At 36.9% G+C, this 13,591-nt stretch carries 13 protein-coding genes; 8 read left to right on the top strand and 5 right to left on the bottom strand.

Annotated elements, in window-relative coordinates; translation table 11 throughout:
• The first annotated feature begins 3 nt into the window (after nt 1–3).
• Both DRF59_RS02610 and DRF59_RS02605 read left to right on the top strand, forming a co-directional pair.
• On the top strand, nt 4–1,119 hold the full coding sequence (locus tag DRF59_RS02610; RefSeq protein ID WP_115956734.1) for an efflux RND transporter periplasmic adaptor subunit: 1,116 nt from the start codon (nt 4–6) through the stop codon (nt 1,117–1,119).
• Nucleotides 1,119–4,217, top strand: coding sequence for an efflux RND transporter permease subunit (locus DRF59_RS02605; RefSeq protein ID WP_115956733.1), 3,099 nt, complete (start codon nt 1,119–1,121; stop codon nt 4,215–4,217). The genes DRF59_RS02610 and DRF59_RS02605 overlap by 1 nt, the downstream gene beginning before the upstream one ends.
• A gap of 56 nt (nt 4,218–4,273) precedes the next feature.
• On the opposite strand, the gene DRF59_RS02600 is transcribed toward DRF59_RS02605, so the two are convergent.
• Together DRF59_RS02600 and DRF59_RS02595 are read right to left on the bottom strand one after the other, a co-directional pair.
• The gene (locus tag DRF59_RS02600; protein ID WP_115956732.1) at nt 4,274–5,029 is read right to left on the bottom strand and encodes a DUF5995 family protein; all 756 of its coding nucleotides are present in this window, start codon (nt 5,027–5,029) and stop codon (nt 4,274–4,276) included.
• A 100-nt stretch (nt 5,030–5,129) separates the two neighbouring features.
• Nucleotides 5,130–5,369, bottom strand: a complete 240-nt coding sequence (locus tag DRF59_RS02595) for a hypothetical protein (protein ID WP_123873647.1) — start codon at nt 5,367–5,369, stop codon at nt 5,130–5,132.
• A gap of 215 nt (nt 5,370–5,584) precedes the next feature.
• On the opposite strand from DRF59_RS02595, the gene DRF59_RS21250 reads away from it, so the two are divergent.
• Nucleotides 5,585–5,752, top strand: coding sequence for a bacteriocin-like protein (locus DRF59_RS21250; RefSeq protein ID WP_407643378.1), 168 nt, complete (start codon nt 5,585–5,587; stop codon nt 5,750–5,752).
• Between the two features lie 30 nt (nt 5,753–5,782).
• Here the strand turns inward: DRF59_RS21250 and DRF59_RS02590 are convergent, their stop codons facing one another.
• The 3 genes from DRF59_RS02590 to DRF59_RS02580 form a co-directional block, all read right to left on the bottom strand.
• Nucleotides 5,783–6,250: a YciI family protein gene (locus tag DRF59_RS02590; RefSeq protein ID WP_115956730.1), complete on the bottom strand. Its 468-nt coding sequence runs from the start codon at nt 6,248–6,250 to the stop codon at nt 5,783–5,785.
• A gap of 3 nt (nt 6,251–6,253) precedes the next feature.
• Nucleotides 6,254–7,432 carry a nicotinate phosphoribosyltransferase gene (gene pncB / locus DRF59_RS02585; RefSeq protein WP_115956729.1) on the bottom strand — a complete coding sequence of 393 codons (1,179 nt, stop codon included), beginning with the start codon at nt 7,430–7,432 and terminating at the stop codon, nt 6,254–6,256.
• Between the two features lie 95 nt (nt 7,433–7,527).
• Nucleotides 7,528–8,004 (bottom strand): Dps family protein, encoded by a 477-nt coding sequence (locus tag DRF59_RS02580; RefSeq protein WP_115956728.1) that lies wholly within the window; start codon nt 8,002–8,004, stop codon nt 7,528–7,530.
• Between the two features lie 198 nt (nt 8,005–8,202).
• On the opposite strand from DRF59_RS02580, the gene DRF59_RS02575 reads away from it, so the two are divergent.
• The 5 genes from DRF59_RS02575 to rpsJ all read left to right on the top strand — a co-directional run bounded on the left by DRF59_RS02575 (nt 8,203) and on the right by rpsJ (nt 13,425).
• Nucleotides 8,203–9,783 (top strand): hypothetical protein, encoded by a 1,581-nt coding sequence (locus DRF59_RS02575; protein ID WP_115956727.1) that lies wholly within the window; start codon nt 8,203–8,205, stop codon nt 9,781–9,783.
• Between the two features lie 282 nt (nt 9,784–10,065).
• Nucleotides 10,066–10,479 (top strand): 30S ribosomal protein S12, encoded by a 414-nt coding sequence (gene rpsL / locus DRF59_RS02570; RefSeq protein WP_002983146.1) that lies wholly within the window; start codon nt 10,066–10,068, stop codon nt 10,477–10,479.
• Nucleotides 10,480–10,501: 22 nt separating this feature from the next.
• Nucleotides 10,502–10,978: a 30S ribosomal protein S7 gene (rpsG, locus tag DRF59_RS02565; protein WP_002983149.1), complete on the top strand. Its 477-nt coding sequence runs from the start codon at nt 10,502–10,504 to the stop codon at nt 10,976–10,978.
• 6 nt (nt 10,979–10,984) lie between these two features.
• Entirely contained in the window at nt 10,985–13,102 is a 2,118-nt protein-coding gene (gene fusA / locus DRF59_RS02560) for an elongation factor G (RefSeq protein ID WP_115956726.1), read from the top strand.
• 17 nt (nt 13,103–13,119) lie between these two features.
• Nucleotides 13,120–13,425 carry a 30S ribosomal protein S10 gene (gene rpsJ, locus DRF59_RS02555; RefSeq protein WP_002661363.1) on the top strand — a complete coding sequence of 102 codons (306 nt, stop codon included), beginning with the start codon at nt 13,120–13,122 and terminating at the stop codon, nt 13,423–13,425.
• Nucleotides 13,426–13,591 lie beyond the last annotated feature (166 nt).

Genomic DNA, 13,591 nt, shown 5'->3' with positions numbered 1-13,591 from the left:
CTTATGAAAATAAATATTACCGGATGTGCTGCAATGATTTGTTTATCCGCTTTGATTACCGTTACCGGTTGTAAAGATCAAAAGCAGAATAATGAAGTTAAGAAAAGCTATTGTCTCAGCAAAGAGCTTAAAAGAGATATTAAACTCGTCAAGGCAGAAATACGGCCCATTGAAGAGAGCATTACCCTTACAGGAGAAGTCGAAAGCAATTCCGATAAAACGGTGCCTTTTGTAAGCCTTGTGGATGGAGTGGTTACCAATACTTATTTTTCCTTAGGAGACTATGTAAAAAAAGGTCAGGTACTGGCAAGTGTAAAAAGTACGACAGTTAATGAAATGCAGGATGACACACAAACCTTACAGGCTCAGCTGGCAGTAGCTAAGAGAAAGCTGGCCTCTGTAGAAGCCATGTATAAAGACGATATTGCCTCTCAGAAGGATTTACAGGAGGCCAGGTCTGAAGTGGCTATATTACAATCCAATATTTCCAGGACTCAAAAGAACCTGCAGCTGTATTCGGCGGGAAGAAGCACCATTCAGATAAAAGCTCCCGCAGACGGGTATGTGGTTTCCAAGAATATTTCAAAAGGAATGCCTGTTACAGCAGGCGGAGATCAGCTGTTTACCATTTCCAATCTGGATAAAGTCTGGGTGATGGCGAATGTGTACGCAACCAATATGAGGCATGTTTATGTAGATCAGCCGGTAGAAGTAAAGACGCTTGCTTATCCTGATGATAGTTTCTCCGGAAAAATCGATAATATTTCCCAGGTCTTTAATGAAAATGAAAGAGTGCTTAAAGCTAAAATCATTATGGATAATAATGGAATGAAGCTGAGGCCGGGAATGTCAGCAGATATTGTTCTTCCTGTTAATCCACAAAACAGAAGTGCATTGGCAATTCCTGCCAGGTCTTTGATTTTTGATAATAACCAAAGCTATGTTGTCGTATATAAAAAAGATTGTGATCTGGAAATCAGGCCGGTAACAGAAATTACGTCCAACAGCCGGTATATTTATGTAGAAGGAAACTTAAAACCAGGTGAAAATATTATTGCTTCCAATGGACTGCTGATCTATGAAAATCTGAAAAACCAATCAAATAACTCCGGAAAATAATGCGAAAGTTTGTACAGAATATAGTTTCCTTCTCTTTAAAAAATTCATTGATTGTTCTTTTGGGAACTTTTCTGCTGCTGGCAGGAGGGATCTATTCTTATATACACACTCCTATTGAAGCATTTCCGGATGTTACCAATACAAGAGTGAGGGTTATTACCCAGTGGCCGGGAAGAAGTGCTGAAGAGATAGAAAAGTTTGTGACATTGCCAATCTCCAAAGAGATGAATGCAATTCCGAATAAAACATCAGTGCGTTCCATTTCTTTATTTGGTTTGTCTGTGGTAACAGTAATTTTTGATGACCATGTTGATGATTTTTATGCACAGCAATATGCCTCCAATAAACTGGGTAATGTGGAACTTCCGAATGGGGCAGAATATAGTATTGAGCCTCCGTCAGGAGCTACCGGTGAGATTTTCCGGTACATGATTAAAAGTAAATTGCCGATCAAAGAAGTTACAGCTATTCAGGACTGGGTGATTGAAAGAGAGCTGCTGGCTGTTCCGGGTGTAGCTGATGTGGTAAGTTTCGGAGGTGAAGAAAAAATATATGAAATAAAGATCAATCCTACAGAGTTGCACAATTATGACCTTTCCCCGCTGGATGTATATGAAGCAGTGTCAAAGAGCAATATCAATGTAGGAGGAGATGTAGTTGCAAAAGGAGATCAGGCTTATGTAGTACGGGGAATTGGTCTTTTGGAAAAAAAAGAGGATATTGAAAACATTCAGATTGAAGTAAAAGGATCTACACCTATTCTGGTAAAGCATGTTGCTGAAGTTAAAGTTTCTGCAAAACCGAGACTGGGACAGGTAGGATATAATAAAGAAAATGATGTTGTAGAAGGAATTATTATTATGCTTCGCGGGGAAAATCCAAGTGAAGTGATTACAAAGCTCAAAGAAAGGATTGAGCAGTTAAATGGGGGAGAACTTCCGGGCGATGTTCAGATTGTACCCATCATTGATCGTACAGAACTGGTGAATACAACAGTTCATACTGTGTCTAAAAATCTGATTGAAGGAGTAATTCTGGTTTCCATTATTGTCTTTGTATTCCTTTATAACTGGAGGACAACGTTTATTGTAGCTTCGGTTATTCCTCTGGCTTTTCTCTTTGCTATTATAATGCTTAAAATCCAGGGATTACCGGCTAATCTGATTTCTATGGGAGCATTGGATTTCGGGTTATTGCTGGAAGGAACGCTGGTTATCGTAGAACATGTATTTGTTGCCCTTGAGCATAAAGCAAAGAAGATAGGACTCCGCAGGTTTAATAAAATTTCAAAACTGGGTATTATTAAAAAAAGTGCAGGAAGCGTTGCAGGCTATATATTTTTTGCCCTGTTGATCCTTATTGTTGCATTGATGCCAATCTTCTCGTTTCAGAAAGTGGAAGGTAAAATGTTCTCTCCATTAGCGTTCACATTAGGCTATGCATTACTGGGATCCTTAATTTTGAGCTTAACGTATGTTCCGGCCATGTGTAAGCTTTTACTGACTAAGAATATAGAAGAAAAGGAAAACTTTATTTCCAAATTTTTCAGGGTAAATATTTATAAGATCTATGAATTCAGTGACCAGTATAAAAAAGGGTTTATTATTGGGTTTATTGCCTTGCTGGCTGTTTGTGGCTGGAGATTTTCAAATTACGGTTCTGAATTTCTGCCTAAATTAAATGAAGGGGCAATTTATGTACGTGCCACACTTCCCAACAGTGTAAATCTTGATGAGTCGGTACGGTTAACGAAAGAGATGAAAGAGATTTTAATGAAGTATGATGAAGTGAAATTTGTTATGACCCAGACCGGGCGACCTAATGACGGGACAGATCCTACAGGGTTTTTTAATATTGAATTTAATATTCAGCTAAAACCGGAAAAGGAATGGAAGAAAAAAGTATCTAAAGAAGAACTTCTTGAAGAAATGAGGACCTCTCTCGAAAAATATCCTGGAATTAATTTCGGGTTTAGTCAGCCCATACAGGATAATGTAGAAGAATATGTGGCGGGGGTAAAAGCTCCATTGGTTATTAAGATATTCGGAAATGATCTGTTTCAGCTTGAAGAGTATGCCAATCAGGTGGCTAATTCTATCAAAACGGTTCCTGGTATATCCGATGTAAATGTTTTTAAGAATATCGGGCTTCCGGAACTCAGAATTCAGCTTCATGATTCTAAAATGGCAAAATACGGTGTTTCTATGGCAGATGCTCAGGCTGTTATTGAAATGACGATTGGAGGCCAGGCGGCTACCAAGTTCTATGAACAGGAAAGAATGTTTGACGTAATGCTCAGGTTTGAAAAACAATACCGTGACACACCTGAAAAAATGGGAGATATCCTTATTCCGACCCAGGATAATAAAAAAGTGCCGCTGAAAGAAATTGCTACGATAGATTATCATACCGGTCCGTCTTTTATTTACCGGGAAGGAAACAGCAGGTATATTGGTGTAGGATTTAATATAGAAGGGCGTGATTTGGGCAGTACAATTAGTGAAGCTAAATCTAAGGTCGATAAAGAAGTAAAACTTCCGAAGAATCATAAAATGACATGGGCAGGTGAGTTTGAAAGCAAAGAAAGGGCTGCAAAGCAGCTGGCGATGGTTGTTCCGATTTCATTGATTCTTATTCTGATGTTGCTGTACTTCAACTTTGGAAATATGAAAGATACACTGATCTCCTCTATAACACTTGCGTTTGCATTTATCGGTGGATTTTTATCCCTTTGGGTTACAGGAACTATTTTTGGAATCTCTGCGGGAATCGGATTTATTATTCTCTTTGGAGTTGCTACTATTGACGGGATTGTTCTGATTGGCGTAATGAAAGAAAATCTGCAAAACAGGATGCCTTTAAAAGAAGCAATATCCAGGGGGGTACAAAGCAGGATCCGTCCGGTTGTTATGATTGCACTGATGGGATCCATGGGACTTCTTCCGGCGGCCATATCAAACGGAATGGGTTCTGAAATTCAGAAGCCTTTAGCCATTATGATTGTAGGAGGATTGATTATCTGTATGCTGCTGTCATTTACAATACTGCCGGTAATTTTCCATTATGCCTATCGTAAAAAGCATAAGGAAATTTTATAGTTTCTTTTATTTTGTTCATTATGGCCGGGATCCGACAGGTAGATCCCGGCTTTTTGTTAACGGGTACTTGTAGATTCTAAAATTTCAATATTTTTCACCACATCACTGCTTTCACACTTTTTTAATTCTTTTAAAAGAGAAGCGGTGAGAATTTTCGGATTAAGAATTTGTGTAGCGACTTTTGCTGCGGCATAATCTACAATGCCGGTCACAGATTCTCTTAAGAAATTAGGTGTATTGGATGCAATGACTGCGGTTGCCCAGGAAGTATCTCTGGCTTTGGATATAGCAAAATCAAGGATGGCATTATCTTTCCCATCAGAAAGTTGATCTATGAGATCTACAGGATAGCAGATTTTGTTTAAAGAATCCTGTACGCTCTGATTAATCGAAGCAATGACATTATTAATATTTTCAAAATCTTTTTTCAATGGATTTATCTTCCGGTAAGGCATAATAGATGCCGCAGAAATACCCAGGTCCAGATTGATGTGTGCATTCATGCCAAGAAATATATGCTGCAGGATCAGCAGATTTTTGTTTTTAGCAGCTTCAAAGGCCATATACCATGAATTGGTACATCTTTCTCCTTTATTGTAACTGTCCCATGCCTGAAGATATCTTTGTGCAAAAGCAATATCAAGTATTGTCATTCTGGGATTATCTTCAAATTTTTTCTGTTGAATTCCCTTCAGAACTTGTGCAGTCATAATCCGGTATGTGCATGCAAAATATCCTGAAGGGCTTTTATTTTCCTTACACCGTATAATGATTTTATCCAGCTTTGTCAGCACTTCTTCAATGGTTTTCATAGTTGTTTTATTTATTTAAAGATAATAAAAAGCAAAAAACAAGGAGAAGGATAAGATAAAAGCTATCTTTTTGTGACAGCTTTTATATTTCCGGGGACTGCTATGGAAGTAGCGGGCTTGGGTCAACTGAACCAATAGGCTCAAGGACTAGTGGTTTACAGTATCCGGTATTTACGATACACTGTCCGCCTGCGCATACATAATCAGTCATAGTTGTTGAACCGTCAGGACATCTGATCATGGCTTCACCGTTGCATCCTCCGTTACAATTTAATGCCGGATGTAGATCTCCGCCAAATACATTCTTTTGTTTTGTTCTTGAAAGTTTTGTTAAGTTCATTTTTTTCATGGATTAATTTTTAATTGGTTTATTATAATGTTTTTAATATACAGCTGTTCCTAATAGTAATGAATGCTTTTTGTTCTAAATTTAATATAATATTTTGAATTTTAGTTATTTAAAAGTATTATTGTATATTTAACTCCTGTTATAGAGAAATAATAAAGAGGTGTCCGAAAATCTGAAGAGTAGGAAATTAACTAATACCAATAACTATGAAAAATTTAAAGAATTTAAATCGAAAAGAACTGAAAAATGTGTTGGGCAGCGGGGCATTTGCTTGTGAAGCCCCAATAGATGGAGGCTGTAATGCGGGTTATATATTCTGTAGTAATCCTTATTGCTGTTATCCGCAGAACAAACCGTTTATCTGTTTTGACTAATAAAAAATCCCTCATAAGAGGGTTTTTTTATTATAGTTCTTCTTTTGTGACTTCACTATGATGCTTCAGATATAGCGGAAGGGCTGCGGATCCATACCATGGAAAAATTTCATAACTGAAAACTCCTGCCTGAACAGCGGGGTCGGTTTTTACCCATTGCTCGGCTTCTTCTTTAGATTTCGTATTGAAAATAAACATGCCCCTGTAATTTTCTTTATTCTTCTCCAGAAAAGGTCCGGCAACAACAATTTTTCCTTCATCAGCCAGCTTTCCGATATTGTTCATGTGGCCTTTCATAAGTTCACCCATTTTGGTTTTATCTTCAATCTTTGCAGTGCCTGTTGTCAGTATGACTATCGTATAAGGTTTCATACCATATTTATCTGCTCCCAAAGATGTTGCCAGTTCCTGATTGAATTTTAGCTTTTCTGTTTTCTGCTGGGCAAATGATAACCCTGCAGCCAGAATAGTAAGTGTGAGGGAAATTTTTAGGTTCATATTTTAGTTTTTAATTCTTAAAAATTCTTTCGCCAGTTCAATCATTTTAGGATCCCCAGTATATTTACCATGCTCATCAGAAAGCTTTACCGTTGGAATCCATTCTTTATTGGGCGCCTGTACCCCAATCAGCTTCATCACAATATTCATTGGTTTTAGTCCTACATCATTGGTGAGATTGGTTCCAATTCCAAACGAAATACCAATTTTTCCTCTGCAATAGTTTGTTATTTCTTCTACTTTCTCAAGATTTAAGGCATCAGAAAAAATAATATATTTAAACATAGGATTAATGCCGTTCTTTTGGTAATGGGCAATTGTTTTGTCTGCAAATTCTAAAGCATCACCACTGTCATGACGGACGCCATCAAAAAGTTTGGCGAACTTTTTATCAAACTGCTGGAAGAATACATCGGTTGTATAGGTGTCTGAAAGAGCCACTCCAAGATCACCTCTGTATACATCTACCCAATGTTCCAACGCTAATTCATTGGCCATCTTAAAACCATATTCAGCAGCATGGAACATGAACCATTCATGAGCATGGGTTCCAATGGGTTTAACTCCGTACTTCATTGCAAAATGAACGTTTGAACTTCCTATAAAGGTGGAATCTTTTTTCTGTGTCAAAGCTTCCATGACCAGGTTTTGAACTTTGTAGGAATGTCTTCTTCTGGTTCCGAACTCTGCAAAAGTTACTCCAAGTCTGCCTAATGATTCTGCCTTTTCAATGGTTTTTCCCATAACGACTTCATTAGAGTCTCGCTCCATATGGTTCATTTCATAGTGGAGTTCACTGATCAGGGCCAATAAAGGAACTTCCCAAAGAATGGTTCTGTACCATAGTCCTTCAACAATTACAGAAAGATCTCCGCCTTCCTGATGAATCTTGACTTCCGAAGGATCATAATGATAACCTTCCAGAAAATCCAGATACGGCAGATCAATATAGGGACAGGTTTTTGCCATGAACTTCTTTTCGTCTTTTGTAAGTTTGAGTTCCGCCATTTTGTTTACAGCTTCTCTTAAAGCAATATCAAAACCCTCAGGAAAGTGATGTTTTCCCCTGTTAATGAATTCGTATTTTACAATAGAGCTCGGGAATAGTTTCACCACTGCATTCTGCATGGTTATCTTATAAAAATCATTATCTAATATGGAGTTCAATCTTACATCGTTCATAATATGTGTAATTTTAACGCAAATATAAATATAAAAAATAAAAATCGCCTAAATGTAAGGCGATTTTTTTGAAATATTTCAATGAGTGTATTGAGTTATTTTCCAAGATAAGAGTTATACATCCATACTTCTTTTTCCTGTTCCGTAATATAGTCGCTCATCTGCGAGTTTGTTCCTTCATCACCTGCAGCATCAGTAATATCTAAAAGCTCTCTCTGAAGATCAAGTACTACTTTGAATGAACTTAGAATTAATTCAACACTTTTGGCAGCATCACTCACTTCTTTACTTTCTTTAATTGTAGCTACTTTTAAATAATCAGAGTAGTTGTGTGCCGGAGTAGCACCTAATGTCAGGATTCTTTCTGCAATTTCATCAATTTTTAAAACCAGGCTGTTGTACAATTCTTCAAACTTCGGGTGAAGCGTAAAAAACTGATCCCCTTTGATGTTCCAGTGTGAACCTCTGGTATTCTGATAAAAGACAGAATAGTTGGCTAATAGTACATTTAACTTGTCTGCAATCTTTTTACAATCGGCTTCTTTAAGGCCAATGATACTTGCGTTTTTCATATGAATATATTTATTATTTATTTCTGATATAATTGCTGTTTTACTGTGGCGTTGTCGTGAAATAGCAGATGGTAATAATAAGTATTACCTTTATATCCCAAATTTACGAAATATTGTGCCGAACTTCACTGATTATTAATAGATGATAACTATAAGAAAATTTTTTAAAATAGTTTGGAAGTATTAATATTGCAGAACATGAAAAGCTTATTGATAACATCTGCTGTATTTTTTGGGACATGTTTTGTCTATATCCTGATTATGCTGTCTGCTACAGAAGGTTATTTTACCTACATCCTTGATGATGCTTACATTCATTTGGCAATTGCTAAGAATTTTGCTGTTCATGGAATTTGGGGAATTACTGAATATAGCTTTTCATCATCCTCGTCATCTCCTGTATTTACACTTATTTTAAGTGTACTGATTTTTATCTTTGGAAATCACGCGCTCATACCGCTGATTTTCAATATAGCTGCAACTGTATTGCTTATCATTCTTCTTAATAAATATTACTCACTGTATTTCAGTAAAACAATACTTATTATTGCGGCATCTTTGTTTACTCTTTTTTTTGCAGTACTGCATGTACAGATTGTATCAGGGATGGAGCATGTTCTGCAGGTATCAGTTATTGCTGCCAATATTTATTTTTTTTATCAATGGAGGGTTTATAGAACCAGATATAGTTTATATTGCTTGTATGGAACAATATTATTGCTGGGTCTGATAAGATTTGAAAGCATGTTTTATTTTGTATCCCTTGCTTTTGTTTTTTTACTGGTCCGGAAATTTAAGCATGCGGCTCTGATTCTCCTGCTGGGCTTTACTCCTATTTTTCTCTTTGGTTATTTCAATTATCCTGAGAGCGGATATTTTTTTCCGAATTCCGTCGTTGTTAAAGGGACTTTGCTGGATTTTTCAGGAAATGTTGTCATGCAGGTCTTTGATCTGGTCATAAAAAAGCTGATTTTAAATATCAGTTTTTATAAAATCGGATTATTTCCTTTGCTGATCAGTTTTATATTGTTATATAAAGATTATAAGAAGGAGGGAGATTTCCGGAAGGTAATTGAGAGTAATTTTTTGATTGTGGTCTGGTCTCTTACCCTTATTCAGCATTGTCTGTTCAGTGAAATAAAAGGAGTGTTCAGGTATGAAGCTTATCTTTTATGTGCTTTTGCAATGGTGCTTATTCCCAGGCTAAAGTCTTTTTTTGTCCACCCTTTGTCCGCTTTCAAAACAGAAAAAATAACTGGAGTATTTATTATTGTTAACGTTATATTGTTGTTATACAAATTTGGATATGCTCATGTGGTCATAACAAATGGCAGCAGCAATATATATGAACAGCAGATACAATCTGCCGGATTTTTAAAAGAATACTATAATACAGAACATGTAGTTGCCAACGATATTGGAGCAATCTGTTATTTTACCGATATCCATTTGCTGGATTTTATGGGGCTTGGGTCAAATGAAATGGTCAGGTTCAGAATCGGGGGGAAAAAACTGGATCAGGAGTTTGAAGATTTTTTACTGCAATATACCATCAAAAATAAATATAAGCTGGCTATAGCCTATGAAGAGTGGCTGGACGGGCATACTCCGAAGAACTGGAAGAAGGTAGCTTATCTGGAAGTAAAAGGCAGAAATGTGGTCCTGGCTGAAAAACATCTGTTTATTTATTCCATAGATCCGGATATTCATGAATCCCTAAAGCAAAATGTTAAAAATTTTAAATGGAATAAAAATGTACAGGTTACAATAATGGAATGAAAAGGATGATCTGTATTTTAAAGATAAGATAACAATTTGTTAATCAATTCCTGAAGTCTGTTTTGTTAGCTTTGCCATTAAATTTTAAAAACATATAAATTAATTGATACTGTGGTAATAAGAGGTGATTTTTAAAATATCCGCTACAGTAAGGCAAATAGAAAAAGTAACAGGTGCTGTTTTATGGAAAAAATATTTTTTCAGACACAAATAAAAATACTTAACTGCTTGTCAATTAAAAAAATATTATTATTTTTGCACCCTAAAATAAAAAGCAATTAAATGCCTACTATTCAACAATTAGTAAGAAAAGGAAGAGCCACGCTTGCCAAGAAGAGCAAATCGGCTGCCCTTGATTCTTGTCCACAAAGACGTGGTGTATGTACGAGAGTATATACTACTACACCTAAGAAACCTAACTCTGCACTTAGAAAAGTTGCAAGGGTAAGACTTTCTAACGGTAAAGAAGTTAACGCCTACATCCCGGGCGAAGGACATAATCTTCAAGAGCACTCGATAGTATTGGTAAGAGGCGGAAGGGTGAAAGACCTACCGGGAGTACGTTACCACATCGTAAGAGGTGCATTAGACACTGCAGGTGTAAATGGAAGAACACAAAGAAGATCTAAGTATGGAGCTAAGAGACCAAAACCAGGTCAGGCAGCTGCAGCACCAGCAAAAGGAAAGAAAAAATAATCATTAAATAAGGAATAAGACAATGAGAAAGACAAAAGCTAAAAAAAGACCGTTGTTACCAGATCCGAAGTTTAATGATCAATTGGTAACAAGATTCGTAAATAACCTGATGCTAGACGGTAAAAAGTCTATCGCATTCAAAATTTTCTATGATGCATTGGATATCGTGGAAACTAAAAAAGGAGATAACGAAAAAACTGCACTTGAAATCTGGAAAGATGCACTTACTAATGTAATGCCTCACGTAGAAGTACGTTCTAGAAGAGTAGGTGGAGCTAACTTTCAGATCCCTATGCCAATCAGAGCTGACAGAAAAATTTCTATGGCAATGAAATGGTTAATCAAATATTCTAAAGCTAGAAATGATAAGTCAATGGCTTTGAAATTAGCTAACGAAGTTGTAGCTGCTTCAAGAGAAGAAGGTGCAGCTTTCAAAAAGAAAACTGATACTCACAAAATGGCGGAAGCTAACAAGGCTTTCTCGCACTTCAAATTCTAATCTGAAATGGGAAGAGATCTTAAATTTACAAGAAATATTGGTATTGCTGCTCACATTGATGCAGGTAAGACTACCACTACAGAAAGAATTCTATTCTATACAGGTAAAACTCACAAAATTGGTGAGGTTCACGAAGGTGCATCTACGATGGACTGGATGGAGCAAGAAGCAGAAAGAGGTATTACTATTACTTCAGCTGCAACTACTTGTACCTGGAATTTCCCAACAGATCAGGGAAAGAATTTACCTGAAACTAAAGGATATCACTTCAATATTATCGATACACCGGGACACGTTGACTTTACAGTAGAGGTTAACAGATCTTTGAGAGTATTAGATGGTCTTGTATTCTTATTCTCTGCAGTAGATGGAGTAGAGCCTCAGTCTGAAACCAACTGGAGACTTGCGGACAACTATAAAGTTGCTCGTATGGGATTCGTTAACAAAATGGACAGACAAGGTGCAGACTTCCTTAATGTATGTAAGCAAGTAAAAGAAATGCTTGGATCCAATGCAGTTCCAATCGTTCTTCCAATTGGTGCAGAAGAAGATTTCAAAGGAGTTGTTGACTTGATCAAAAACAGAGCTATCGTATGGGATGAAGCAGGACAAGGTGCTACTTTTGAAGTGGTTCCGATTCCTGATGATATGAAGGATGAGGTTCTTGAATATAGAGAAAAATTAGTAGAGGCTGTAGCTGATTATGATGAGACTTTGATGGAGAAATTCTTCGAAGATCCGGATTCAATTTCTGAAGATGAGATCAACGAAGCATTAAGAAAAGCTACTATTGACCTTTCTATCATCCCGATGACTTGTGGTTCTTCTTTCAAGAATAAAGGAGTACAGTTCATGCTTGATGCTGTTTGTAAATATCTTCCTTCTCCAATGGATAAAGACGATATCAAAGGAACAGATCCAAGAACTGATGCTGAAATCACAAGAAAGCCGGATGTAAACGAGCCTTTTGCTGCATTAGCATTTAAGATTGCTACTGACCCGTTCGTAGGTAGATTGGCATTCTTCAGAGCTTATTCAGGAAGACTGGATGCTGGTTCTTACGTTCTTAATACAAGATCAGGAAACAAAGAAAGAATTTCCAGAATCTATCAGATGCACGCTAACAAGCAAAACCCGGTAGAATATATTGAAGCTGGAGATATCGGTGCAGCTGTAGGATTTAAAGATATCAAAACAGGAGATACCCTATCTGATGAAAAGAACCCTATCGTTCTTGAATCAATGATCTTCCCGGATCCGGTAATCGGTATCGCTGTTGAGCCTAAAACTAAAGCTGACCAGGATAAAATGGGTAATGCTTTGGCTAAACTGGCAGAAGAAGATCCTACTTTCACAGTGAAAACTGATGAAGCTTCAGGACAAACTATCATCTCTGGTATGGGTGAGCTTCACCTTGACATCATCGTTGACCGTATGAGAAGAGAGTTCAAAGTAGAAGTTAATCAAGGACAGCCGCAAGTAGAATATAAAGAAGCTCTTACACAAAAAGCTAACCACAGAGAGGTTTACAAAAAGCAGTCTGGAGGTAGAGGTAAGTTCGCAGATATCGTATTCGAAATCGGTCCAGCTGACGAAGGTAAGACAGGTCTTGAATTCATCAACGAAATTAAAGGTGGTAACATTCCTAAAGAATTCGTTCCATCTGTTGAAAAAGGATTCAAGGAAGCAATGAAGAATGGTCCATTAGCTGGATTCGAAGTTGAATCAATGAAAGTTACATTGAAAGATGGATCTTTCCACGCAGTTGACTCTGACCAGTTATCATTCGAATTAGCTGCTAAATTAGGATTCAAAGAATCTGGTAGAGCTGCTAAAGCTGTTATCATGGAGCCAATCATGAAACTTGAGGTGGTAACTCCTGAAGAGTACATGGGTGATATCGTAGGTGACCTTAACAGAAGAAGAGGTACTGTAAACGGTATGGATGACAGAAACAATGCTAAAGTAATCAAAGCTTTCGTTCCACTTTCTGAAATGTTTGGTTATGTAACTTCATTAAGAACATTATCTTCTGGTAGAGCTACATCTTCTATGGAGTTTGAAAGATATGAAGCTGCTCCGCAAAACGTTGCTGAAGAAGTAATCGCTAAAGCTAAAGGTTAATATTAAATTAGATTAAAATGTCACAAAGAATCAGAATAAAACTTAAGTCTTACGATTACAATTTGGTAGATAAGTCTGCAGAGAAAATCGTAAAAACGGTAAAGGCTACTGGTGCTGTTGTAAACGGTCCAATTCCATTGCCAACAAATAAGAGAATCTTCACAGTGTTGAGATCTCCACACGTAAACAAGAAAGCAAGAGAACAGTTCCAACTTTCTGCTCACAAGAGATTGATGGATATCTACTCTTCTTCTTCTAAAACGGTTGATGCTCTAATGAAATTAGAGTTACCAAGCGGTGTAGACGTTGAAATTAAAGTGTGATAATTGCATACTTTGCAATGATTATAGAATCCGTCCCTTTTTAGGGGCGGATTTTTTTATGATTATTTCGTTTTGAATTTACTATCCATAAAAGGTTAATGAGATGTAACGGCTAAGATATTTAAAAGGAATTTGATATATTGATCTAATATTGGTGCAAATATTA

The sequence above is a fragment of the Chryseobacterium flavum genome (assembly GCF_003385595.1).
Lineage (GTDB): Bacteria > Bacteroidota > Bacteroidia > Flavobacteriales > Weeksellaceae > Chryseobacterium > Chryseobacterium flavum.
Note: the sequence above shows the minus strand (reverse complement) of the source record. Positions and strands in the feature narration are given on the sequence as shown.